Below are 25,079 nucleotides of genomic sequence, written 5' to 3'. Positions count from 1 at the left end.
AAAGTAGCGGGCCTTTAACCGGATAAAACACAACAACCATTATTTTTCATGGTAGCGATGCACTGCCGGATAATATTCCAGTCCATACAGCTGGCTCAGTGGCAGCAGCAGTTCGACATTAATATCATGTACACGCTCACTCGCCACAGGGCCGCTCAGCAGCTGTTCAAACCAGGCTATCAGTTTCTGTTTCATCTCGGGATCTCCGCATCAGTTGATGCCCTGAGTAAACCCGCTTATGCGCCCGATCAGAACCAAAAATTTCTGCGCTGCTTATGCCGAAAATGGCATAATGCGCCTAGCCTGGCCCATCATCAGTCGCCGCCAGACACTGGCTGCTCAAAACATTTACTGCGTTATCAGCGTCACCCAGTTCGCACCTTTACCAGCTGGCGCTTCAGCGACGCGTTTCAGTTCGCCGCTGGCGGGATCGATGGCGTAGCTGCCAATCACCGCACTCTTCTCTCCGCTGACGATCAGCCATTTGCCCTGTGCATCCATCGCGATACTGCGCGGCTGTTTCTCAACCGGCCAGCTGCCGACGAGTGTTAACTCACCCGACTGTTTATCCACCCGGTAACCGCTGACGGTGCTGGAGGTGCGCTCGGTCACATAGATAAATTGCCCATCCGGCGTGATTTTAATGTCTGCCGCCCAGATGCGCGGCGTCGGATCGCTGTAGCCCGCCGGACGCTGCTCGCCATGCTGCAGGTTATATTTCTTCGCCACCGCGTTGGGCCAGGTTTTCAATGGCGTCAGCGTGCCATCGGCCGCACGCCGGAACTGCGTAATGGTGCCGCTCATCTCTGCAAGGTTATAGAGAAAGCGATTATCCGGCGAAATCACCGAATGCCGCGCGCCGCTGTTCTTCTCGCCCTGCACAAATCCCGTACCCAGCGGCGTGATGGCCCCGTCACTGGCGAAGGCATATTGCAGCACCCGATCCGCGCCAAGGTTGCCAACGTAGAGCGAATGATTACTGACGTCGGTGATCACCGAATGGGCATGCGGCCCGGTTTTCACTTCGCCCGTAACCTGGGTCGTCACAATGCCTTTGTCATCAATCCGGTTACTGGTGACGATATCGCTGTCATAGGAGGCGGCCAGCAGGTAGCGCCCGCGCTTATCGGTGGTGATCCAGGGAAAGCTGGCCGTAACCGGCGTCACCGCCAGTTTCTGCAGATCACCGTGTGGACGGGTGACGCGCCAGCTGATGATTGCGTAAGGCGGCGAGCGCAGCGCACCATAGAGATGTTTACCATCCGGGCTGGCCGCGAGCGGCATAATCTTTTTCCCGGCGGGCGTATCGCCCCGCCATTGCAGGCTGCCATTCGCCTCGCTGAGCTGATAGCGGGATACCGTGCCGGATTCGGCATTCGACACATAAACAAAGGTTGTCGCCCACAGCGGGGTGCTACACAGCAGCGGCAGAAGTGCCAGCGCCGTTTTCAGACGGATCATAGGGTCACCTTGATAAGTAGTGTCTGCGTCAATGCGCAGCAGGAATTACGCTAACCCTGTCTGATGAGACTGGCTTTGTGCAACTGACTGAAATTATACCTGAAAGCCTGGAGATGTGACGGAGATGTTATTTTTAAAGGTGAGGTCTGAGAGGTGACGCCTTCCCCCGGCGAAAGGAGAAGGCATATGCATGCTGCTACCCGGTTTTCGCGATCATTTTATAGTAGCGGTTAAGCCACTTGCCGCTGTTAAGTCGCCACCAGAAGAAGATGCCACGCACCGTCCAGTCAAGGAACATGCCCAGCCAGACGCCGGTGACGCCCATGCCAAGCTGGATGCCAAGCAGATAACCGACCACCACGCGCGCGCACCACATGCTGAACATCGACACATACATGGTGTAGCGCGCATCGCGTGCGCCTTTAAGGCCCGCCGGCAGCACCCATGATGCGGCCCATAGCGGCATAAACAGCGCATTCAGCCAGAGCAGATGTTTCGTTACGTTGATGACTTCCGGGTCGCTGGTATAGAACCGCGCCAGCAACCCGGCCAGCGGCACCGTCAGCAGCGCTATCGCGCTCAGGCACGCCGTTGCCAGCCAGAAAACATGCCGCACCTGACGCTCCGCCTGGAAGACCTGATTTTTGCCCAGACGGGTGCCGGTAATGATGGTTGAGGCTGAACCCAGCGCATTGCCCGGCAGGTTGATCAGCGAGGCGACCGAGAACGCGATGAAGTTACCCGCAATCTCACTGGTGCCCATGCCTGCCACAAACACCTGCGTCAGCAATTTACCGCCGTTGAACAGCACCGACTCGATACTGGCAGGCACGCCTATACCTAAAACTTCCATCAGAATGCTGCTGTTCCAGCGCCGGAAATAGCTCGACAGCGTGATTTTCAGCGAGGCATTAAAGCCGATCATCAGCACGTAAATCACCGCGATCGCCCCGATATAACGGGTGATGGTCAGCCCGAGTCCGGCACCGATAAACCCTAAACCATCCCACGAGAAGCAGCCATAGATCAGCACGCTACTGATGATGATGTTGAGGATGTTCATGCCGCCGTTAATCAGCATCGGGATTTTGGTATTACCCGCACCACGCAGCGCACCACTACCGATCAGCGTGATGGCCGCCGCCGGGTAGCTCCAGGCAGAAGTCTGCAGATAGCTCAGCGCCAGCGCTTTAACTTTGGGGTCGGCGGCACCGGCAATGGCATCGACGATGAGATGCCCCCAGAACTCAATGGCGATCACCAGCACAAAGGCGAGTATTGTCATCATCGCCAGTGACTGACGCGTGGCGGCGCGGGCGCGCTTGCCGTTGCGTTTTGCCAGACTGAATGCCACCACCACCGTGGTACCGAGATCGATAGCCGCAAAGAACGAGATGATCACCATGTTGAAGCTGTCGGCCAGGCCAACGCCCGCCATCGCCTCTTTGCCCAGCCAGCTGACCAGGAAGGTGCTCAGTACGCCCATCAACAGCACACAGGCGTTCTCGAAGAAGATAGGCACTGCTAATGGCGATATTTCACGCCAGTAGAGCGTGCGATAAGAACGGCGTTTCGGGTACCACGCCGTGCGCTTAATCGCCTGCATCACTGCTACGCCGGGATTTTGCAAAGGATTACCAAATCAGAAGAGACTGACGAGATCTAATGATGATAGTGGGCAGAGAAATATGCAAAGTCTTTCCGGGACAAATTAATCATGGTTACAAACTTTTTAGTTCAGATTCGGCAGATTCTGCCCCACCAGACTGACCGCTGTAGCAAACCTGATTATTTCCGGGACGTTACGATCGCCTGTCATTACGGTGCCACTGGCTGCGCTGCCGCTCTTTTATCGTTTGCAGCGCAACAGGCATAGCGACATCGCCTGTTTCAATCATAAAGATTTTCTTAACGGATTTTCGTGATGTGCGTTCCGGCTCAGCGCCGCACTGGTCAGATTACGCGCGTCGCTAGCGCAAAAAAAAGGCGATCACAGATTCTTCACCAATCTCTGCAACAAACCCGCTAAGCTTGGGGCAAATTGCGGAAAAAAATGGAAGGAGAAACCATGCCGACACAACGGAAAAACCTGACCAGCCAGCAGGCGCTGGATGAACTCGAACGCCTTTACGATGGTGCCGTTGATGCGCTGCGTGCGGCAATTAAAGTGTTTACCGAAAACGGAACGCTGCCTGATGCCGCGGAACGGGAAAAGGGACTCTTTGTTTACCCGGAGCTGCGCATCACCTGGCACGGTGAAGGTCCGCAGCAGAACCGCACGCGTGCCTGGGGCCGCTTTACCCATACCGGCAGTTACAGCACCACCGTTACCCGTCCGGCGTTACTGCGCCACTATATTTCAGAACAGCTTCAGATGCTGGAAAAGGAGTATCAGCTGGAGATCGACGTGGTGCCGTCCAGCCAGGAGATCCCCTATCCTTACGTGATCGACGGTTCCGATCTGTCGCTGGATCGCACCATGAGCGCCGGTATCGCGCGCCACTTCCCGACTACCGAGCTGTCACAGATTGGCGATGAGACCACCGACGGTCTGTTCCACGCCGACGCCAAATTCCCGCTGTCACACTTCGACGCGCTGCGCACCGACTTTTCGCTGGCCCGTCTGCGTCACTACACCGGCACCAGCGTAGAGCATTTCCAGCCGTTTGTGCTGTTCACCAACTACACCCGTTATGTGGATGAGTTCGTGCGCTGGGCGATTGAGCAGGTGCGCGATCCCAACACCCCTTACGACAGCCTGGCCTGTGCGGGTGACGTGGTACTGACGGCCGACACCGCCGACAGCGAGTCGATGCTCTCGGATCTGGCATGGAAAAAACACCAGATGCCAGCCTGGCATCTCACCTCACCTAATCGTCGCGGCATCACGCTGATTAATATCGGCGTCGGGCCGTCAAATGCCAAAACCATCTGCGACCATCTGGCGGTGATGCGTCCCCACGCCTGGCTGATGATTGGTCACTGCGGTGGTCTGCGCGAGAGCCAGCGGATCGGCGACTATGTGCTGGCCCACGCCTATCTGCGTGACGATCACGTACTCGACAGCGTGCTGCCGCCAGACATCCCGGTACCAAGCATTGCCGAAGTGCAGCGCGCGCTGTACGACGCCACCAAATCGATAAGCGGCATGCCCGGCGAAGAGGTGAAGCAGCGCCTGCGTACCGGCACCGTGGTGACCACCGACGATCGCAACTGGGAGCTGCGCTACTCCGCGTCAGCCCTGCGCTTTAACCTGAGCCGCGCGGTAGCGGTCGATATGGAGAGCGCTACCATTGCCGCGCAGGGTTATCGTTTCCGGGTGCCATACGGCACGCTGCTGTGCGTCTCCGACAAGCCGCTGCACGGCGAGATCAAACTGCCGGGTCAGGCAAACCGCTTCTATGAAGGGGCGATTTCAGAGCATCTGCAGATTGGTATCCATGCGGTTGAGCTGCTGCGCGCCGAGGGTGACAAGTTACATTCACGCAAGTTGCGGACGTTTAATGAGCCACCTTTCCGGTAGGTGTATCGCCGCTGGCTCGGGGAAGTTTGTCCGCTGCGCGAACGGGCTGCTGTGGTGCTGAGGCTAGAGTTTGTCCGCTGCGCGAACGGGCTGGCAGCAGAGCTGATGCTGGGATTGTTCGCTGCGCGAATGGGCTCTGAGAGGGGTTTCGTTCGCCTGGCGAATGCATGCGCTAAAGCTGGGGGTGTTCGCTGCGCGAACGGGCGCTGAGAGGGGTTTCGTTCGCCTGATCAGTTGGGCAGTTTCAGACACGCCTCTGCAGGCGACCGACAAGGGGCGCCAGTCGCCGCGCCCCTTGACCCCGGGCTCCGGCCTGCTTCACCGCCGCTTCGCGGTCCCTTCGCTTCTTCAGGATTTCTCACGGACCGCCGGGACGCGCCATCCCTGGCGCGAACCCGCCTCTTCGCGACATCCCTGTCGCTCGTCCTGAAATCCCTCATCCGCTCAGCGGTTCAGATGGCCTCCCCAATCCCCTCGCTGTTATCTCTTCTTTTTTTGTTAGGCACGTTATCGCTTTACGTTTCCGGAAGGGTCTTTAGGCAGCAGACAACGCTGCACTAAAAAAACATAAAAATTTCACAGCCGGGGGGTTTGGGAGAGGCATCCGAAGCGCTGAGGAACACCCGGAGGCCAGGATGAGCCGACAGGACGTCGGCGAAAGGACGGTTCGCGCCAGGGATGGCGCGTCCGGACGGTCCGTCGGCCGCAGGGCGTGACGAAGGCACCCCGCGAAGTGGGGCGCGCAGGCTGCCGGACGCCGGGATTGTTAAGGGGCGGGCGTACGCCCCTTAACGCGTCCGCCTGCACCGGCACCCTGAAACTCCCGACCGCCTGGCGGGCGTAACCTTCTCAGAGCCAGTCCGCTGCAAAGCATGCTCACCTCGTCAGACGAACGAAACTCTCTCAGCGCCCTTTCGCGCAGCGAACTAAAGGCCTGGCGGGCCGCTACCCGCCGGGATTGTTAAGGAGCGGGCGTACGCAACTTGACGCGTCCGCCTGCACAGCCAACCTGAAACTCCCCATCGACTGGCGGGCGTAACCTTCTCAAAGCCAGTCCGCTGTAAAGCATGCCCAGCTCGCCAGATGAACGAAACCCCTCCCAGCATCAGCCCGCTCCAAATCGAAATTTATGCGGACCATTAAATCCTGTCATTAACCCCAATTAAACCCCGTAATTAATCTTCCGCTTAAAACAAAAAGCCCATAACCTTTCGGCTATGGGCATACTTCTTTTTTATTATACAGACAACTTTCCCTGCGCGTTGGCTTGTGATATTACTTTCACACCCATTCCTGCTTGCATAAAGGTACAATTAAAGTACGGCGTTTTATATAAAGTGTTATTTCTTTGTAGGGTTATTAAGTTGCAAGGTCAATTTAATGTAGAGTAATGAAAATGTAAGGACACACTCATGAAGGAAATTACATTACCTGCCAGACTTATCAGGATGTTTGAAAACGATCCTATTGTCGGCTGGGGAGTGAAGGACAATCAGTCCCGCTTTGTTTATGTCAATAATACGTTCAAAAGCTGGCAGACGCTTTCAACAGGATTTGACTATGAAGGTCGTCATATCAGAGATATGCCTGTTCCGGTCGCAGAATTTGCTGACCTGTTCAGCCAGCAGGAAAGAGACATAGAAAGAACTGGCCAGGCGGTAAGAGCGATTACTACGCATATACAGGGCAAAGAGAAAATCATGCAGCCCGCATACAGCGTTCAGGAGCCACTGTATGACGACGCGCATAACTGTATAGGAACAGTTGTCAGCGTCAGGCATGTGAGAATCATCACACCGGGTGCCTTGCTGGACGGCAAAATAATTCAGCATGCGACTTTTGAAGCGCCCTCATCCGTCTTCACAGAAAAAGAGTGGGAAGTCGTTTATCTGCTGGTCTGTGGCATGAACATAAAAGAAATAAGCAGCATCCTGGCGATTTCAGCTGACGCAGTTAATGGCAGACTCAGAAGTTGTTACAGAAAGATCGGTCTGAATTCGCTTTCCGCACTGACCGGCTATTGCCGTGAAAATAAGTTAGACCACTATATTCCACCGTTCTTCCTGAAAAAAGGCCATATTATAATAAGAGGATGAACTGATGCTCAGAAAGCTGAATCCTGTTGAATATTACTTTGATAACTCGCTGTTTGGCTGGGCTATAAAAAACAGTGCCTCACGGTATGTTTATGCAAATAAGCTTGCATGCAGCTATTTCAACGTCACGCCTGACACTATTTTGGGGACATTTGACACCGACCTGACGCCAGACATGAGTGATTATTACCATCATATTCTGCATGATGATAAAAAAATCCTGAATACAAAAGAAATGAGTATTGTGCTTAAGACTTTTGAATACGGAAGAGAAAACAGGCTGAGATCTTTTATGGTGGAGAAACGCCCGTGGACGCTCAGTGACGGAACCGATGGTATTATCTGTACCTACCTTGAGATAACCAATGTTTACTTTTCAACGTTCCTCCGGCCACGTGACAGAAGATCCTTTGTCTTTACACGGCCCGCGAATATCTTCACCGACAAAGAATGGGAAGTGATTCTGCTATTGCTTTGTGGGGTAAAGCAGAACCTTATGCCAGGAATTCTTGGCATCAGTGCTCCGGCCCTTCGCAACCGGCTTATACGCTGTTACGACAAATCTGGTGCAACCAGCAACGCTGCGTTGAAGCAGCATTGTATGCAGGAGGGGTGGGATAACTACATCCCGCCTTTTTTCCTGAACAAAGGATATGTGATGATTACCTGAGGCGCAGAGGCTGGGTTTGTTCGCTGCGCGAACGGGCTGCTGTGGCGCTGAGGCTAGGGTTTGTCCGCTGCGCGAACAGGCGCTGAGAGGGGTTTCGTTCGCCTGAGCAGTTGGGCAGTTTCAGACACGCCTCTGCAGGCGACCGACAAGGGGCGCCAGTCGCCGCGCCCCTTGCCCCCCGGCTCCGGCCTGCTTCACCGCCGCTTCGCGGTCCCTTCGCTTCTTCAGGATTTCTCACGGACCGCCGGGACGCGCCATCCCTGGCGCGAACCCGCCTCTTCGCGACATCCCTGTCGCTCGTCCTGAAATCCCTCATCCGCTCAGCGGTTCAGATGGCCTCCCTGCCCCCTCGCTGTTATCTCTTCTTATTGTGTTGGATACTTTATCGCTGTGGTTTTCAGGATTGCCTCTGGCTTCAGGCTCAACGGTCAGAAAGGCCTTACACCCTATCCTCGGTAATCACGTCTTCTTCGGGCACTGAGATTGTAGCGGTAAGATTCCGTGATTGGCTTTGGCTTTGGCTTTGGCTTTGGCTTTGGCTTTGGCTTTGGCTTTGGCTTTGGCTTTGGCTTTGGCTTTAAGTCCAGCAGACAACACACCATCCGAAAAACAAAGGAGGGATTACAGACGGAGGTTTGGTAGAGGCATCCGAAGCGCTGAGGAACAACCGGAGGCCAGGATGAGCCGACAGGACGTCGGTGAAAGGACGGTTCGCGCCAGGGATGGCGCGTCCGGACGGTCCGTCGGCCGCAGGGCGTGACGAGGGCACCCCGCACGGCGGGGCGCGCAGGTAGCCGGACGCCGGGATTGTTAAGGGGCGGGCGTCCGCCCCTTGACGCGTCCGCCTGCACGGGCAACCTGAAACTCCCCATCGCCTGGCGGGCGAAACCTTCTCAGAGCAAGCCCGCTGCAAAGCGAAACGCACCTACCGGCAGGTTTTCACCAGAGGCATCCGTAGCGCTGAGGAATAACCGGAGGCCAGGATGAGCCGACAGGACGTCGGCGAAAGGACGGTTCGCGCCAGGGATGGCGCGTCCGGACGGTCCGCTGGCCGCAGGGCGTGACGAGGGCACCCCGCAAAGCGGGGCGCGCAGGCTGCCGGACGCCGGGATTGTTAAGGGGCGGGCGTCCGCCCCTTGACGCGTCCGCCTGCACAGGCAACCTGAAACTCCCCCTCGCCTGGCGGGCGTAACCCGCTCAGAGCCCGCCCGCTGCAACGCGTAACCCACCCAGAGCAAGCATGCTGCAAAGCGATCCCTGCCCGCCGCGAGGCGAAACTCACCCCGCCGTCAGGCACCAATCAGGCACTTAACCACCCAAGCTTAATCACAAACAGAATCGACAGAATCACCAGCGCCGCATTCACCTCTTTCGCGCGACCGCTCAGCAGCTTCACCAGCGTCCAGGTAATGAAACCAAACGCGATGCCGTTAGCAATAGAATAGGTCAGCGGCATGGTCAGCGCAGTCACGGTAACCGGCGCGGCCGTGGTGATATCTTTCCAGTCGATATCCGCCAGTCCCGATGCCATCAATACCGCCACAAACAGCAGCGCAGGCGCAGTGGCGTAAACCGGCACGCTGGAGGCCAGCGGCGAGAAGAACAGTGCCAGCAGGAACAGCACACCCACCACGATCGCGGTCAGTCCGGTACGGCCACCGGCACTCACGCCTGCCGCCGATTCCACATAACTGGTGGTTGTCGAGGTACCCAACAGCGAACCAAACAGCGCAGCCGCACTGTCGGCAATCAGCGCACGACCCATCTTCGGCACATTGCCCTGCTCATCCGCCAGACCGGCACGTTTAGTCACGCCCAGCAGCGTGCCGGTGTTATCAAACACATCGACAAACAGGAAGGCAAAGATCACGCTGATCAGGCCGACGTTAAATGCCCCGGCGATATCCAGCTGCAGGAAGGTCGGTGCAATGGATGGCGGCGCAGAGAAGACACCGGCAAACGGCGACAGACCGATGCCCATCGAGATAAAGGTCACCAGCAGGATGCCGATCAGCACCGCACCGGTCACGCGACGCGCTTCCAGTACCACGATCACCACAAAGCCAAGCATCGCCAGCAGCGGTCCCGGTTTGGTCAGATCGCCAATGCCCACCAGCGTCGCCGGGTTATCGACCACAATGCCCGCCCCTTCCAGCGCAATAATCGCCAGGAACAGCCCGATACCTGCACCAATCCCGGCGCGCAGCGGCAGCGGGATACTGGCAATAATCCACTCGCGGATTTTAAACAGCGACATCGCGAAGAAAATTACCGCCGAGAGAAACACCGCGCCCAGCGCAACCTGCCACGTGTAGCCCATGTGCAGCACCACGGTATAGGTGAAGAAGGCGTTCAGTCCCATGCCGGGTGCCAGCGCGATCGGGTAGTTAGCGATCAGCCCCATCAGCACGCAGCCAATCGCCGCCGCCAGACAGGTCGCGACAAACACCGCGCCTTTATCCATGCCGGTTGCGCCCAGAATGCTCGGGTTCACAAACAGAATATAGGCCATCGCCAGGAAGGTAGTGATCCCGGCGATAATCTCGGTACGAACCGTGGTGTTATGCGCTTTGAGTTTGAATAGTTTTTCTAACATCATCATCTCTCGATACAGGAGACAGCCGTCTCTCTTGCCAAAGGGGTTTGTATGCTGATTATTCTGTTTCCGGGACATGGATGCTGGCAGCTGCATACTTGCATGCCAGAACCGCCTGAAATCCCTGACTTACCCACTGCCCAAAGCAATTGCCATGCCATCTGCCGACGCAATCGATTACCTGGCAGAGCCGGACACGCCTAAGAAGATTCCGAACCAAAACGAGGCGCGATTATGGTGCAATGCACCGATCCCGCGCAATCGTTTTCCTGCGGCAAATCAGCAACCGCCAAAAACTCTGCGCCAGCGCACGCTTCCGTACTCTCACAGGCGAAGCTGGTCACGTTTCAGCACGCTGCCTCAGCAACCTTCTCTGGCCTGTGTAGACTCCAGAATTAACTCTTTCGTAACATTGAGGCCGCGCCATGAAGCCAGCGATTTTGGTGGTGGATGATGATCCTGCTGTCTGCGACGTCCTGCAGGATGCGTTAAGTGAACATCTGTTAACGGTCTACCGCTGTCATCAGGGACGCGAGGCGCTATCTATGCTCAGCGAGCACCCGGAGATTTCGCTGGTGATGCTGGATATGATGCTGCCCGATACCAACGGGCTGCTGGTGTTGCAGCAGCTCCAGCGTCAGCGACCCGAGGTGCTGGTGATTATGCTGACCGGTATGGGGTCCGAAGCGGAGATGGTGGTGGGTCTGGAGATGGGCGCAGACGACTACATCGCCAAGCCTTTTAATCCCCGCGTGGTGGTGGCCCGCGCCCGTGCCGCTTTGCGCCGCAGCGGGCGTATTGCACAGGCCGATTCAGAACAGGCGGGCTGGCGGTTTGGCGGCTGGCAACTGGACGATGGCCGCTGCCAGCTGTTTAATCCGCAGCGCGAACTGGTGCCGCTGACTCAGGGAGAATACAGCCTGCTGCGCGCGCTGGTGCGTCACGCCCGTAAGGTGCTGACCCGCGATCAGCTGCTTGAGCTGACCCACAGTGAAAGTCTCGATGTGTTTGACCGCACCATCGACGTGCTGATTATGCGACTGCGCCGCAAAATTGAAACCAACCCGCATCAGCCTGACCTGATCCGCACTATTCGCGGGCTGGGCTACGTCTTTTCCGCTGACGTGATGAAACCGGAAATCGCACCGCGCGCCAGCCAGATCGCCTGAGTCATTCTGAGCGGCCTGCCAGTAACAGGCGTGCTCACCTCAGTCGTCACACGTTCCGCCCCAGGCACGAGGCACCAGATCCCCCTGCGCCTCTCCGCTTTCGACCATTGCCAGAATCTTTTCCGCCACGCGCTCAGGCGCGTGCGCGAATGCGGCGCTCTGCTCAGCCTGCGCAATCGCCACATCCTGTCCCGACTTCACCGATTGATAAAATTCCGAGGCGGTCATAAACGGATACACCGTGGAAACCGTAATCCCGGCATCAGCCAGTTCCAGCCGCGCCACGCCGGAGAGCATATTCAGCCCCGCTTTGGAGCTGGTGTAGGCCGCTGCCCCTGGATACGTTGCCAGCGTCGCCCCGGAGCTGACGTTGATAATGCGCCCTGCGCCCTGCCGCCGCATCGGTGGGATCACCGCCTGCATCATCATTAGCGGGGCAATCAGGTTCAGCTCAAGCAGCGCCCTGAATTTCGCCGTCTCTATTTCCTCAACCGCCGCGTACAGCCCCTGCCCGGCATTGTTGATGAGCACATCAATCTGGCCAAAGCGTGCCAGCCCCTGTCTGACGGCGTTTGCAATCTGGTCAGGCTGAGTCACATCGCAGGCTACTGCCAGCGCTTTGCCTGATCCCTCCGCGAGAGCATCCAGTCGGTCTTTGCGTCGTGCCAGTAAAATAACCCGCGCACCCGCCTGCAGCGCCGCACGCGCCGTGGCCTGACCGATCCCCGACGATGCGCCGGTAATCATGATCACGGCTTCTTCAATTTTCATTTCATACCATCCTGCTCAAAGACCAGAGAGCGAGAATAATCCTCAGCTGGTTGCGCGGCGGCTGCAATCCTGCCTAAAATTTGCCCATTCCTGCTTTTCTCCTGTCAGGCGCTGAATCCGCCGGAGTCACGCAATATGAAAGTCCTTGAAGTATTAAGAGATGAAGTGCTGGCGTGCGCGGCAGATGACCTCACTGCGACGACGATTCCGCGCGTGGACCTTTATCGCGTCAGCCAGCCGATGGCTCTGCCGCCAGAAATCTATCTGCCGTTCGTCAGCCTGATTCTGCAGGGAGAAAAAAGGCTGCAGGTGGGCGCACAATCCATCCGCTATTCCGCAGGTGAGATGTTTACCGCGTCGTTCGATCTGCCCGCCACTGGCGACATCACTGAAGCTAGCGAAGCCTCGCCCTATCTCGCCGTGCGTCTGACGCTCGACTTCGCCGCCATCAGCGATCTGCTGCATCAGATGCCCGTTACCGATTTTCCTGCCACGAAGAAAGGCATTTCGGTTTACAGGGTGGATGATGCACTGGCGGATGCCTGGCTGCGGATGGTGCGCCTGCTGGTAAAACCGGAGGAGATCGCGGTGATGGCACCGCTGGTGGAGCGCGAGATGCTTTACCGGCTGTTGCTGGGTCCGCAGGGCGGCTTGCTGCGTCAGGCAGCAGAGTTAAACGGGCATTTTGCGAAGATCAGAAAGGCGCTGGTCTGGCTGCGCGCCCACTATGCCACCGCGTTTCGCATTGAGGATCTGGCAGCAATGGCGGGCATGAGTCTGTCGGCCTTTCATCGTGGCTTCCGGGCCAGCACCGGACTTTCGCCGCTGCAGTATCAAAAACATCTGCGGCTCTATGAGGCGCGCAAAGCGCTGGTGCTGCGGCCCGGCAATGTCGCCGCCGTCGCAGCAGATGTGGGCTATGAAAGTCTGACGCAGTTTACGCGGGAATATGCGCGCCTGTTCGGTGAGCCGCCCGCCCGCAGCATCAGAAAACTCAGGCTGACCGGCACTGAAACATGACAGGTAAGCGAACCTGATGCGCCCTGCCGTTCTGCGCTCAGTGGAGGGCAGCTCACAGAAAGCCGTTCGCATAGTCATTACACAGCAGCCAGCGCGGCGCTTCATCTTCATTCAGCGGGTTGAAACGGGCCAGCGGCGTCAGAAATACATTGTCGTTTTCGTCATCGTTGGGCATCGACACCTCACCCACCAGCACGTCGCCGAAGCCGTTTTCGCCCCAGAAACTGTGCCAGACGCCCGCCTCCAGCGTCACGCTTTCACCCGGAGAGAGTCGCAGCTGTGTTCCGGCGGCATGGATCTGGCGCAGGCCATCCAGCGACACCACCACCGGCGAATCTGCCAGCCCGTCGCCGTCGCGGTTATGCAGTTCGACAATCAGGTTGCCGCCGCCGCGATTGATGATGTCCTCCATCTTGCGCGGATGATAGTGCATCGGCGTCAGCTGCCCTTCGCGCACGTGCATGATCTTCTCGGCGTAGGGTTTATGCCAAGGCTGTCCGCCTGGCGATCCGTTGCGCAGGGTAAACAGCGTCAGGCCGGTCTGCATAAAATCTGCCGCGCCAAAGCTGGTGAGATCCCAGCCCAGCCGCAGCGCCAGAATCTCCTGTACTACCTCTCGATCCTGCGCACGCCACTGGCTGACGCTGTAATCTGCCCACCGCGGCAGATGCACATCCTGCTGGCGGAAAAACTCGCGCGTATGCTGCAGGTAGTCATTAACCTCTGAACGTTGCATGGTGGCCTCCTGAAGTGCTGACAAAGTGTGGCCAGGTTAGCGGTAAGACGGAGCCTGCGAAGGGAACACGGTCAGATCGGAAAGTCGCTTGAGCCAATCCCTGGCCGCTCGTCCCGCACGATTACGCACCTCATCCCTGAGGTGCGCCCGTTGCCGGGCCAACGCGGTGCGTTGTTCAAAAACGCTCCCGGCGTTTTTGTCCATGCCGCGGGACGCTTTCCTCCTCTGCCCGTGTTCCCTGCGCGATAAATTTATGCATAGCTGGCAGATTCAGTCTGAAGCGGCACCCGGAGGTGCCGCATTAAAGCCTATTTCACCGTCCAGCCCTGATAGCTGCCGATATTATTGCGGTCGATCAGTTTCACCGGGATCAGCACCGGTTTATCCGGCGCGGGTTTGCCCTGCAGGATGTCATAGCCAATCTCGACCGCTTTTGCCGCCATCACCTGCGGGTCCTGGGCGGGCGTGGCGACAAACAGTGAGTTTTTGCGCTTCAGCGCCTCTTCCCCGTCCGGCGATCCATCGACGCCCACGATGAAGAATTCGCTGCGCTGCGCCTGTTTCGCGGCTAAGTCCGCGCCAATCGCAGTCGGGTCGTTGATGGCAAACACGGCGTCAATTTTCGGGTTAGCCGAGAGCAGACCGGTCATCACTTCCAGTCCGCCTTCACGACTGCCTTTGGCGTTCTGGTTGTACGAGAGCAGCTTGATGTCCGGATGGGTTTTCAGCTCGTTCATGCAGCCTTCAACACGGTTCTGTACGGCTGAAACCGGCGGTCCGTTGATGATAACCACGTTGCCTTTGTTCTTCAGGCGGTCAGAAATATATTTACAGGCCATCGCGCCCGCCTCGGTGTTATCGGAGGTGATGGTCGCATTGGCACCATCGGCGGCCACGTCGACCGCCACCACCACGATACCGGCGTCACGCGCTCGCTTCACCGCCGGGGCGATGCCTTTGGAGTCGGCGGCGTTGAGGATAATCATGTCGACTTTGGCCGCAATAAAGTTATCAATCTGGCCGACCTGCTGACCGAGGTCGTAGCCGCTGGAGACCAGCGTGACGTTGACCTTATCGCCCGCCAGCTGACGCGCCTTCATCTCTGCGCCTTTAGTGATCTGCACGAAGAAGGGGTTAGCCAGGTCGCCGACCGTGACGCCGATAGATTTAAGTTCTTTTGCCTGAGCCAGGCCGGTGCTGAACAGCGTTGCCGCCAGCAGCCCGGTTACAATCGGATTAAAACGCATAGACCTTCTCCTGCTGTTTTCAAGGTGCCAACCGCTTAATGGCGTTTTTTGGGTGGCGGCGGCGACACGGCGCATCCGCCCTTTTAAGCCTCAGCTCACATGATGACGGGTGCGGTATTTGTCGATCAGGACCGCGATGATGATTACCGCGCCCTTGATCACCAGCTGCCAGAAATAGGAGACGCCCATCAGCGTCATACCGTTGTTCAGCGTGGCGATAATCAGTGCGCCAATCAGGGTGCCGGTGATGGTGCCGATGCCGCCGACAAAGCTGGTGCCGCCGAGGATCACCGCCGCAATCGCATCCAGCTCATAGCCGACGCCAAGATTGCCGTTGGCGCTGTAAAGCCGCGAGGCGCTCATTAAGCCGCCCAGTCCCGACAGCAGGCCGCTCATGCCGTAGACAAACAGCAGCACGACGCCAACCTTGATGCCGGTAAGACGTGCCGCCTGGATGTTGCCGCCGACCGCGTAAATATGAACGCCCAGCGTAGTGCGACGCAGGATGAACCAGCAGATGGCGATCACCGCAAAGGCAATCACAATCAGCCACGGCACCGGTCCGAGATAGCCGTTACCAATCCACTCAAAGTTAATATCGGAGTTAATCACCGTGGTGCCGTTCGCCAGCAGATAAGCCGCTCCGCGCAGCGCGGTGTAGGTGCCGAGCGTGACGATAAAGGGCGGCAATCCGGCCCAGGCGACCAAGATGCCGTTGAACAGCCCCATCACCAGCCCCGCGCCCAGCGCCATCGGAATGGTCAGGGAGGCAAGCATCGGATCCAGCGACGCCACCAGCGCCACTACCGCCGTGGTGCCCAGCATTGACCCTACCGACAGGTCGATACCGCCGGTCAGAATGACAAAGGTCATGCCCGCCGCCAGCACGATATTGATCGACGCCTGGCGGGTGATATTGAGCAGGTTCGCTTCGGTAAAGAAGTTCGGCGTAACGAAACCAAACACCGCCACGATCAGGATCAGAATCGGCAGGATACCTACCGTTTGCAGCAGATCGCCCATCAGGGCGCGTTTCAGCGTCGGCGCGTTAGTGCGGGCCAGTTGTGACATGGTGGTCTCCTTAGATTTCGCCTGCTGACGTGCTGTGCGCACCGGTTGCCAGCGTCATAATATTTTCCTGACTGATGTGGCTGCCCTCCAGTTCACCGACGATGGTGCCTTCGTGCATCACGTAAACGCGGTCGCTCATGCCGACCACTTCCGGCAGTTCGCTGGAGATCATTAAAATCGCCACGCCCTGCCGCGCCATCTCCTGCATCATGCGGTAGATCTCGCTTTTCGCGCCGACATCAACACCGCGCGTCGGCTCATCAAGGATCAGAATGCGCGGGCCAATCGCCACCCAGCGCGAGATCAGCAGCTTCTGCTGGTTGCCACCTGACAGGCCGCCCGCCCGGACCTGAGCGTGCGGTACACGAATATTGAGGGAGGCGATCGCCTCCGTAGCGATGGACTGTCCTTTGCGGCGGTTGAGCATCCCGTAACTGGCGTCGCGCTCCAGCGTCGCCATCACGATGTTCTCCTGCGCCGCCATCTCCAGAAACAGCCCCTGCTCTTTGCGGTTCTCGGTGAGGAAACCGATGCCGCGCGCAATCGCATCACGCGGGGAATGAATGGTGACCTTCTCGCCATCGATCCAGATCTCGCCCTCTTTCGGCTTGTGCACGCCGAAGATCAGCTGCGCCAGTTCGCTGCGCCCCGCACCCACCAGCCCGGCCAGCCCGACAATTTCCCCGGCCCGCACGGCCAGACTGCTGGGATGTACTTTGCCGCCGTCGGTCAGATGATTCACCGCCAGCCTGATATCGCCCAGCGGGATAGCCCGGTCTTTGTTAAACAGATCGCTGAGCGGCCGCCCGACCATCATCCGCACCAGTTCGCTGGCGTTGAGCTGGTCACGCGTCAGGCTGCCGACATACTCCCCGTCCCGCAGCACGCTGACGCGATCGGACAGCTCATAGACCTCCGCCATGCGGTGACTGATGTAGATGATCGCCATGCCTTCGCTGCGCAGCCGTTTAATCAGCGCAAACAGCTGTTCGGTTTCGCGGTTAGAGAGCGCGGCGGTCGGCTCATCCATCACCAGGATGCGGCTGTTGCGCTGCAGTGCGCGGGCGATCTCGACCTGCTGCTGCTCGGCGATGCTCAGACGACTGACAAGATCCCAGGCGCTGAACTGCGCGCCGAGCCGGTCAATTACCCGCTGCGCCTCTTCGGCCATCTGCCGCCGCTTCACCAGCCCGCCGGGGGCGATTTCACTGCCCAGAAAAATGTTCTCCGCCACCGTCAGGTTGGGTGCCAGGTTGATCTCCTGATAAATCAGGGTAATTCCGGCAGCCAGCGCCTCTTTCGGCCCCTTAATCGTATAGGGCTTGCCTTCAATGAGAATTTCCCCGCTGCTGGCGGTATAGGCACCGGCCAGAATCTTCATCAGTGTGCTTTTACCCGCGCCGTTCTCTCCCATCAGCGCATGAACCTCACCGGGATAAACCGTGAGATCGACGCCCTTCAGGGCATAAAAATTGCCGAAGCGTCGGGTAATGCCCCGCATTTCCAGTATCGGTGTGGCTGTCATCGCCCTGCTCCTGCGGACTGTGGATAGCCACCAGTTAAGCAACGCCAGATAAACGGAAAATGTCAGCGGCCATTCATATTTGTCATAAACGCCCGGCGTCACGCTCCTATACTCGGCCCACGGTTGCCGTGAAGAAGAGGTCGTGAGATGCAGCGCAGTTATCCGTGGCAGGCCGGGGCGCGTGGCCGCCTGTTGATGTTCAATCTGCTGGTGGTGCTGGTCACGCTGATGGTGAGCGTGGTGGCGATCATCGGCTTTCGTCATGCCGGGGCGATTCAGGAGCAGGCGCAGGCGCAGACGCTGGCAGATATGAATGGCAGCCTGGCGCTGGCACGCGACACCGCCAACGTCGCGACGGCGGCCGTGCGGCTGTCGCAGGTGGTCGGGGCGCTGGAGTATCAGAGCGAATCACAGCGGCTGCAGCAGAATCAGCAGGCGTTACAGCAGTCGCTGAGCCTGCTGGCAAGTGCGCCGCTGGCGGCCCGTCAGCCGGAGCGCATCGCCCGGATCCGCGCCCGCAGCCTGATGCTGGAACAGACGATTAACAGCCTGCTGCTGAACAGCCATCAGCGGCATCTGCAGCGCAACAACATGCTGAGCGATCTGTGGCAGACGCAGATCCTGCTCAGTCATATCGACCAGCGGGTGCAGCGGGAACAGCGGACGCGGCCGGATGCCGCACTGCGCGAGCAGACCGAACGGCTGATCACTATCGCCATCCGTACGCCCTCGCCCATCGCCGTGATTGAGCAGCTTCAGCAGATCATGACGCAGTGGCGCACGGTGCCGCTGACGGGTGTCACCGGCGAGCAGGTACAGCGGCTGCTGGTGACTCAGCAGCGCCTGCTGCCGCTGGCGGAGGCACTGGAGCAGAGTGACCTGGCGATCGCCTACGCCACCTACCGGATAAAAGCGCTGGTGGCGATGCTGAACGACGATATCAATGCGTCGGTGCAGCAGGTCGCGTTGCAGAGCGAGGCGCGCACCCAGGCCACCCACCACGAACTCGACTCCATCATCGGCTTTATCGCCCTGTTTGTGCTGCTGGCGCTGGCGATCACCGGCTATGCCGGGATCTATATCTATCGCAACCTCGGGTCGAGCCTGACGGCGATTGCCGGGGCCATGACGCGGCTGGCGCAGGGCGAGCAGAACGTCAGCGTGCCGGGGCTGCAACGGCGCGATGAGCTGGGCGAGCTGGCGCGGGCGTTTAACGTCTTTGCCCGCAATACCGCCTCGCTGGCCCACACTTCGCGACTGCTGAAAGAGAAGAGCAACCAGCTGGAGTCCACGTTCCTGGCGATGCGCGACGGTTTTGCCCTGTTCGATAACAACGGCCAGCTGGTGGTGTGGAACGCCCAGTATGCGGAGCTGCTTGGAATCGCGCCGCGTGAGCTGCATCGCGGCGTCCACTATCAGCAACTGCTGGCCCCGCTGGCGGTCGATCTGCACGATCCCGGTGAACAGCAGGAGATCCGGCTGGCCGATGGCCGTACGCTGGAGCTGCGCTTCAGTCCGATTCCGCGGCGCGGCATGGTCAATACCGTGCTGGACCGGACCTCACGTAAAACGCTGGAGGAGGCGCTACAGCACAGCCAAAAGATGAAGGCGGTTGGCCAGTTGACCGGCGGCCTGGCGCACGACTTCAACAATCTGCTGGCGGTGATTATCGGCAGTCTGGCGCTGACCGAAGGCCAGCTGATGCCCGGCCCGCTGGCGACCCGGATAGAACGGGCGCGGCAGGCCGCCGATCGCGCCGCCCAGCTGACGCAGCGCCTGCTGGCGTTTTCACGCAAGCAGGCGCTCTATCCGCGCGCGGTGTCGGTGGTCACGCTGGTGGATAACCTGCAGGGGCTGCTGCAGCACTCGCTGCTGCCGGGACAGCAGCTGATCATTGATGCGCAGCGTCCCGGCTGGCTGGCCTGGATTGATGCCAGCCAGCTGGAGAATGCGCTGATGAATCTGGTGGTCAACGCGCGCGATGCGATGCATCAGCAAAGCGGCGAAATCCGGCTGCGCATCCGGAATCAGCGCCAGCCGCAAGGGAATGAAAAACGTGACCGGGTCACAATTGAGGTTATCGATCATGGCTGCGGCATGTCCGCCGACGTTCGCGAGCAGGTATTCGAGCCCTTCTTCACCACCAAAGCCACCGGCAGCGGCAGCGGGCTGGGGCTGTCGATGGTTTACGGCTTTGTGCGGCAGTCAGGTGGGCAGATTGAACTGGACGCTGCGCCGGGCCAGGGCACCACAGTGCGGCTGCTGTTGCCGCGCGCAGCGGAAGCCGCTGCTGTCATCGCCCCGCCACCGCCAAAGCCCGCCGAGGCAGAGGCAGCGAACAACCGCCTGATACTGGTGCTGGATGATGAACCGGCGGTGCGCCAGACGCTGTGCGAGCATCTGCACCAGTTGGGGTATCTGACGCTGGAGTGTGGTGACGGTGAAGCGGCGCTGGCGCTGCTGCGCCAGACGCCCGATATCGACCTGCTGATCAGCGACCTGATGCTGCCCGGCGAAATTAACGGCGCGGAGGTGATCCGCCAGGCGCAGCAGAACTGGCCGCAGCTGGCGACGCTGCTGATCAGCGGTCAGGATCTGCGCCACCAGCCGGTGACGCTGCCGCTGTGCGAACGGCTGGCAAAACCCTGGCAGCAGGCTCAGCTGGTGCAGGCGCTACAACGCGCCTGGCAGCGCAGTGAACGACTTAATCGTGCGCAGCAGGCTGCCACAGCGGCACCGGCTTGCCACTGATGTAGCGCTTACGCAGGCGGCTGGAGATCAAATCCATCACCATAACCACCACCACCAGGATAAGCGTCAGAAACATCACCACATCCCAGTTCCACAGCCGCATGTTCTCGGCGTAGACCAGGCCAACGCCGCCCGCGCCGACAAAGCCCAGCACCGCCGCCGAGCGGGTATTGGACTCAATCTGGTAAAGGCTCAGCGCCAGGAACTGCGGGAATGACTGGGTGAAGATGCCGAACCGGTGTTTCTGCAGGCTGTTGGCGCCGACCGCGCCCAGCCCGCGACTGGGTGAGCGCTCCACCGCTTCGTGCCCTTCGGCATAAAGCTTACCGAGCAGTCCCACATCCTGCAGGATAATCGCCAGCACGCCGGCCAGCGGCCCCATCCCCACCGCACGCACGAATATCAGTCCCCAGATCGCCATATCAATACCGCGCAGCACATCGAACAGACGCCGCACAAGGAACGCCAGCGGCTTCGCGGCGCGATCGTGCATCACATTGCGCGCCGCCAGAAACGACAGCGGCAACGCCAGCAGCGAGGCCGTCAGCGTCCCGGCAAACACAATCCCTAAGGTGATGCCGACCTGAGACAAATAGTAGCCAAACGGCCAGTTCAGGAAGTCGTGCCAGACAAACATCCGCAGGAAATAGCGCCCCAGCTGCTGGCAGCCCATCAGCAGGCGCGACCACTCCAGGCCAAATACCGAGAAGAAAAAGAGGTAATAGAGCAGCACGGCCAGCGCCATCAGCCCGATGCGGCGCAGATAGCGCGACTGCGCGGCGAACAGTTCACGATGCTGCTGCTTCAGCAGTGCGACATCCGGTACGTGACTTATCATGTCCGATCTCCTGTGACACGGCGACGAAGCTGGCCGGATAGCGTGTCCAGCAGTGACACCACAATCAGGATCAGCAGCAGCGTGATACTGACCTGATCGTAGCGGTCCAGTTTGATGTTGGTCATCAGCTCCTGGCCGATGCCGCCCGCGCCGACCAGCCCGAGGATGGTTGAGGAGCGGAAGTTAATCTCCAGCCGCATAAAGCTGTAGGAGAGAAAGATCGGTTTCACCTGCGGCCAGAAGGCGAAGCGCATCCGCTGCAGCTTACTGGCACCGCAGGCGGCCAGGCCACGCACCGGCTTATCCGATGCCGACTCAATCGCCTCGTAAAACAGCTTGGTCAGGCTGCCCACGGTGTGCAGGGCCAGCGCCAGAAAGCCGGGGATCGCGCCGATGCCAAACGCCATGACAAACATCACCGCCCACGCCAGTTCCGGCATGGTGCGCAGAAAGGCAACAAAGGCGCGAATCGTCATCCGCACGCTGACCGGCGACTGGGTATTATCGGCGGCAAAAAAGGCCAGTACCGCTGCCAGGGCGACGGCCACCAGCGTCGAAGCCAGCGCCAGCTGCAGCGTTTCCCAGATCAGCGGCAGCTGAATCGGCAGACGGTAGCCCCAGTAAGCCAGCGAGCCTTCGGTCTTACCGTCGGCAAACAGCAGCGGCAGATGCAGCACCGGCAGGATTTCGTGCAGATAGTCGAAGAAGTGCGGCAGTGACTGCCAGACGGTGAGCAGATTAAATTCTGCCACCCTGCCCGCCGCCAGATAGAGTGCCACCAGCAGCAGTGACCAGAGCAGCGTGTCACGTTTCTGCTGGCGGCGGATACGTTGGTAGTAGTGTTCGAAGTCGGTCAAAGGAGGATCTCCGGCGCTAAAGCAGCGGGACGCAGGCAGGTTTGCCGCGTCCCGCCTTCCCCGCCTGGGCGGGGAAAGTCAGGGCGTCGTCGGCTTAGCCGCGGCTGCCTTTCATCAGGTCACGCTTCATATCGATAATGCTTTTATAGTCAGCAACGGTCGCCTCACCGATATGCTGCTGGCCGCCCACCGCTTTCACGAAGCAGGCGTGATCTTCCTTATCCAGCTTTTTAATTGCCGACACCACTTTCGCTTTGAAGTCAGCGGGCAGCTTGTTGCTGACCAGCAGCGGGCCGTTGGGGATCAGCGGCGACTGCCAGATGATGCGAATCTGCTTCATCAGGTCCGGGTGATCCATGCGGATCAGGCGGCCAAATGCGCCAGAGGTGTAGCCGCTGTTGTAGTCACCGACCAGCGAGGTCCAGGTAACGGCGCCATCAAACTGGTTGTTCAGCACGCCCAGAATGTCCTGCTCATGGCCGCCGGAGAAGGTGACGCTGGAGAAGGTGTTGTTATATTTGTCATCCACCGAGCCGCCGAACATCTTCTTAAACGCCTGGTTGGGCATCAGGAAGCCGGACGTCGAGTCAGGATCGGCCATCCCGAATGATTTGCCTTTCAGGTCTTCCAGCTTTTTATACGGGCTGTCGGCTTTAACAATGACGACAGAGTGGTAGCCGCGTGACTGATCTTTGTCATCGACTACGATGCCGACCACATCCACCGCTTTCGGGTCCTGAATGTAGACCGAGGCAAACGAGGCCGGAGACATGCTCAGTACCATATCGATCTTGCCGCCCAGCAGGCCCTGGATCACGCCCGAATAATCTGAGGCGTTGCGCATCTGGGTATCCACACCCAGCTCTTTATCAAAGAAGGTCTTCACACACTGATTGTCGCCGATCTGCTGGGTGGCGTTCTGCCCACCCAGAATCCCCAGATTAAGCTGTTTCGGCGCATCCGCTGCGCTGACACCAAACGCCATGACAGGGGTCAGAAGTGCTAAAGAAGTCAGTTTCATTCGGAATTATTCTCTTGCTGTGGACGTTAATGGATTTGGTTAAGTTCATCGCCGTACAGCTGGTGCAGCAGGCTGTCGGTGAGTCGGGAAGGATGACCATCAAACAGCACCACGCCGCGCTGAATGCCAATCACCCGGGTGCAGTAGCTTTTCACCAGCTCAATCGAGTGCAGGTTGACCATCACGCTGATGCCCTGCTCGCTGACCTGACGCAGCACATCCATGATGCGTTTGGTATTTTTAGGGTCGAGTGACGCCACCGGCTCATCGGCCAGCAGGATTTTCGGGTTCTGCATCAGGGCGCGGCAGATCGCCACGCGCTGCATCTGCCCGCCTGAGAGGTTTTCCGCCCGCTGCAGCGCCTGCGGCAGCATGTTCATCCACTGCAGCAGTTCGATGGCGTGCGCCCGGTCCTCGTCAGAGAAGATTTTAAAGAAGGACTTCAGCGTCCCGGTCTGGCTCAGACGGCCCAGCAGCACGTTGGTGAGCACGTCGAGGCGCGGCACCAGACAGAAGTCCTGAAAGATCATGCCGCACTGGCTGCGCCATTCGCGCATCTGGCGGCTGCTGAGCGTGACCACGTTACGATCGGCTTCGCCTTCATGCAGGCTGATAATCGCACCGGACGTGGCGTTAATCGTGCCGTTGAGCATATGCAGCAGGGTTGATTTACCCGCGCCCGAGCGGCCAATCACCGCCACCAGCTCACCGGCGTGCAGGTCGAAACTGACCTGTTCCAGCACCTGGGTGTCGCCATAGGCTTTGCTCAGTTTCTGCACCGACAAGACTTTTTGTCCGCTGAGGCTGGCCGGTGGTGCATCGTTATTGACCACCGTTTTCAGAAGTGCCTGTGCCATGCTGTTCTCCGTCATCGCTGATTGCGTCTGCCGGTTATTAAGGCGTGACGCGATGAACGCGGGATGACAGCGAGATGATCAAACCGTGACAGGCCAGTGCGCACCGCACAGCAGCGTCTGGCCATCACGGGCAGGCTGCACACCCTCCGGCAACGGATTTTCCGCTAACCAGTTATCCATCTCATGACTGAGGTGGGTCAGCCAGGTCTGACGCGGCTGAAGCAGCGCCGCAATCGCCAGCGCCCGGGTCACATCATTGTGGTTGCCCGCCTCTGCACGCGGCGGGTCGTTGCAGTCAATCACCAGCTGATCCAGCGGCTGGCCGCGCAGGAAGTCGGCGGTGTCGGGCGGCAGTCCGCAGGTGTCGCACAGCCAGGCGAGCCGGGTGTCGTGCCAGTCGAACAGATAGCCGTGCGTCAGCTTCGAGTGCTGCAGCGGCAGCGGCGTGACCTGCAGTTCACCAAAGGCGTGCGCCACAAACGGCGTTAAGGCGGGACGGAAATCGAGCAGACCGGGATGTTTGTAGAGGTCGTCACAGCCGCGCGGATCGGGCGGCCCCCAGACCGGAATCGGTGCGCCCTTTCCCCAGCGCAGCGCAAACAGGCCCTGCACATGATCCATGTGGTAATGGGTCAGCAGAATGCGCGTCAGCGTGCCGGGCGGAAAGCGCGACGCCAGCAGCGGCAGACCGGCATCCAGCAGGATGCGCTCGTGGCCAAACTCAATCAGCGCGCTGCAGGGCGCACGCGCATGGGCGCTATTGCGCTGCGCCCGCTGGCAGGCAGGACAGTCGCAGCCCGGCAGTGGCGCGGCCGTCACCCCGCCGGTGCCGAGAAAAGTAAGTTTCATTGATGCGCCTCCGGTTATGGA

General features: G+C 59.1%; 21 protein-coding genes. 6 read left to right on the top strand and 15 right to left on the bottom strand.

Annotated features, from left to right (window positions below; all coding sequences use genetic code 11):
• Window positions 1–39: 39 nt before the first annotated feature.
• From EGO56_RS22275 to EGO56_RS07415, 3 genes are all read right to left on the bottom strand, one after another.
• On the bottom strand, window positions 40–195 hold the full coding sequence (locus EGO56_RS22275; RefSeq protein WP_010670871.1) for a hypothetical protein: 156 nt from the start codon (window positions 193–195) through the stop codon (window positions 40–42).
• 153 nt (window positions 196–348) lie between these two features.
• A complete protein-coding gene (locus EGO56_RS07420; RefSeq protein ID WP_135908290.1) occupies window positions 349–1,461 on the bottom strand; it encodes a lactonase family protein in 1,113 nt (370 codons plus the stop codon).
• A gap of 196 nt (window positions 1,462–1,657) precedes the next feature.
• Window positions 1,658–3,067, bottom strand: coding sequence for an EmmdR/YeeO family multidrug/toxin efflux MATE transporter (locus tag EGO56_RS07415; protein ID WP_013358314.1), 1,410 nt, complete (start codon window positions 3,065–3,067; stop codon window positions 1,658–1,660).
• A gap of 462 nt (window positions 3,068–3,529) precedes the next feature.
• Between EGO56_RS07415 and EGO56_RS07410 the strand changes: the two genes are divergently transcribed.
• The 3 genes from EGO56_RS07410 (at window position 3,530) to EGO56_RS07400 (ending at window position 7,750) form a co-directional block, all read left to right on the top strand.
• Window positions 3,530–4,984, top strand: coding sequence for an AMP nucleosidase (locus EGO56_RS07410; protein WP_135908288.1), 1,455 nt, complete (start codon window positions 3,530–3,532; stop codon window positions 4,982–4,984).
• Between the two features lie 1,412 nt (window positions 4,985–6,396).
• Complete coding sequence (locus EGO56_RS07405; protein ID WP_135908287.1) at window positions 6,397–7,080, top strand: helix-turn-helix transcriptional regulator; 684 nt, start codon at window positions 6,397–6,399, stop codon at window positions 7,078–7,080.
• A gap of 4 nt (window positions 7,081–7,084) precedes the next feature.
• The gene (locus EGO56_RS07400; RefSeq protein WP_135908285.1) at window positions 7,085–7,750 is read left to right on the top strand and encodes a PAS domain-containing protein; all 666 of its coding nucleotides are present in this window, start codon (window positions 7,085–7,087) and stop codon (window positions 7,748–7,750) included.
• A 459-nt stretch (window positions 7,751–8,209) separates the two neighbouring features.
• Here EGO56_RS07400 and EGO56_RS22595 read toward each other — a convergent pair whose 3' ends face one another.
• Both EGO56_RS22595 and EGO56_RS07395 read right to left on the bottom strand, forming a co-directional pair.
• On the bottom strand, window positions 8,210–8,344 hold the full coding sequence (locus EGO56_RS22595; protein ID WP_272949256.1) for a hypothetical protein: 135 nt from the start codon (window positions 8,342–8,344) through the stop codon (window positions 8,210–8,212).
• Window positions 8,345–9,050: 706 nt separating this feature from the next.
• Complete coding sequence (locus tag EGO56_RS07395) at window positions 9,051–10,349, bottom strand: NCS2 family permease (protein ID WP_197042348.1); 1,299 nt, start codon at window positions 10,347–10,349, stop codon at window positions 9,051–9,053.
• Window positions 10,350–10,771: 422 nt separating this feature from the next.
• Between EGO56_RS07395 and EGO56_RS07390 the strand changes: the two genes are divergently transcribed.
• On the top strand, window positions 10,772–11,515 hold the full coding sequence (locus EGO56_RS07390) for a response regulator (protein WP_135908284.1): 744 nt from the start codon (window positions 10,772–10,774) through the stop codon (window positions 11,513–11,515).
• 39 nt (window positions 11,516–11,554) lie between these two features.
• Here EGO56_RS07390 and EGO56_RS07385 read toward each other — a convergent pair whose 3' ends face one another.
• Window positions 11,555–12,286 carry an SDR family oxidoreductase gene (locus EGO56_RS07385; RefSeq protein WP_135908282.1) on the bottom strand — a complete coding sequence of 244 codons (732 nt, stop codon included), beginning with the start codon at window positions 12,284–12,286 and terminating at the stop codon, window positions 11,555–11,557.
• A gap of 135 nt (window positions 12,287–12,421) precedes the next feature.
• Between EGO56_RS07385 and EGO56_RS07380 the strand changes: the two genes are divergently transcribed.
• Window positions 12,422–13,306: an AraC family transcriptional regulator gene (locus EGO56_RS07380; protein WP_185948874.1), complete on the top strand. Its 885-nt coding sequence runs from the start codon at window positions 12,422–12,424 to the stop codon at window positions 13,304–13,306.
• A 52-nt stretch (window positions 13,307–13,358) separates the two neighbouring features.
• Here the strand turns inward: EGO56_RS07380 and EGO56_RS07375 are convergent, their stop codons facing one another.
• The 4 genes from EGO56_RS07375 to EGO56_RS07360 all read right to left on the bottom strand — a co-directional run bounded on the left by EGO56_RS07375 (window position 13,359) and on the right by EGO56_RS07360 (window position 17,885).
• Window positions 13,359–14,042 (bottom strand): D-lyxose/D-mannose isomerase, encoded by a 684-nt coding sequence (locus EGO56_RS07375; protein WP_135908280.1) that lies wholly within the window; start codon window positions 14,040–14,042, stop codon window positions 13,359–13,361.
• A gap of 308 nt (window positions 14,043–14,350) precedes the next feature.
• Complete coding sequence (locus EGO56_RS07370) at window positions 14,351–15,289, bottom strand: ABC transporter substrate-binding protein (protein ID WP_013358324.1); 939 nt, start codon at window positions 15,287–15,289, stop codon at window positions 14,351–14,353.
• Window positions 15,290–15,379: 90 nt separating this feature from the next.
• Complete coding sequence (locus tag EGO56_RS07365; RefSeq protein ID WP_013358325.1) at window positions 15,380–16,360, bottom strand: ABC transporter permease subunit; 981 nt, start codon at window positions 16,358–16,360, stop codon at window positions 15,380–15,382.
• A 10-nt stretch (window positions 16,361–16,370) separates the two neighbouring features.
• Window positions 16,371–17,885, bottom strand: coding sequence for a sugar ABC transporter ATP-binding protein (locus EGO56_RS07360; protein ID WP_135908278.1), 1,515 nt, complete (start codon window positions 17,883–17,885; stop codon window positions 16,371–16,373).
• 147 nt (window positions 17,886–18,032) lie between these two features.
• On the opposite strand from EGO56_RS07360, the gene EGO56_RS07355 reads away from it, so the two are divergent.
• Window positions 18,033–20,636, top strand: a complete 2,604-nt coding sequence (locus EGO56_RS07355; RefSeq protein ID WP_135908276.1) for an ATP-binding protein — start codon at window positions 18,033–18,035, stop codon at window positions 20,634–20,636.
• On the opposite strand, the gene phnE (EGO56_RS07350) is transcribed toward EGO56_RS07355, so the two are convergent.
• The 5 genes from phnE (EGO56_RS07350) to phnP all read right to left on the bottom strand — a co-directional run bounded on the left by phnE (EGO56_RS07350) (window position 20,590) and on the right by phnP (window position 25,058).
• Window positions 20,590–21,474, bottom strand: coding sequence for a phosphonate ABC transporter, permease protein PhnE (phnE, locus tag EGO56_RS07350; protein ID WP_135908274.1), 885 nt, complete (start codon window positions 21,472–21,474; stop codon window positions 20,590–20,592). The genes EGO56_RS07355 and phnE (EGO56_RS07350) overlap by 47 nt on opposite strands.
• Window positions 21,471–22,331 (bottom strand): phosphonate ABC transporter, permease protein PhnE, encoded by an 861-nt coding sequence (gene phnE / locus EGO56_RS07345; protein ID WP_135908272.1) that lies wholly within the window; start codon window positions 22,329–22,331, stop codon window positions 21,471–21,473. Before phnE (EGO56_RS07345) ends, phnE (EGO56_RS07350) begins: the two co-directional genes overlap by 4 nt.
• A 94-nt stretch (window positions 22,332–22,425) precedes the next feature.
• Window positions 22,426–23,352: a phosphonate ABC transporter substrate-binding protein gene (phnD, locus tag EGO56_RS07340; RefSeq protein ID WP_135908270.1), complete on the bottom strand. Its 927-nt coding sequence runs from the start codon at window positions 23,350–23,352 to the stop codon at window positions 22,426–22,428.
• A 26-nt stretch (window positions 23,353–23,378) separates the two neighbouring features.
• A complete protein-coding gene (phnC, locus tag EGO56_RS07335; protein ID WP_135908269.1) occupies window positions 23,379–24,209 on the bottom strand; it encodes a phosphonate ABC transporter ATP-binding protein in 831 nt (276 codons plus the stop codon).
• A gap of 78 nt (window positions 24,210–24,287) precedes the next feature.
• Window positions 24,288–25,058, bottom strand: a complete 771-nt coding sequence (gene phnP, locus EGO56_RS07330) for a phosphonate metabolism protein PhnP (protein ID WP_135908267.1) — start codon at window positions 25,056–25,058, stop codon at window positions 24,288–24,290.
• Window positions 25,059–25,079: the final 21 nt, after the last annotated feature.

Source organism: Pantoea vagans (genome assembly GCF_004792415.1).
Taxonomy (GTDB): domain Bacteria; phylum Pseudomonadota; class Gammaproteobacteria; order Enterobacterales; family Enterobacteriaceae; genus Pantoea; species Pantoea vagans.
Note: the sequence above shows the minus strand (reverse complement) of the source record. Positions and strands in the feature narration are given on the sequence as shown.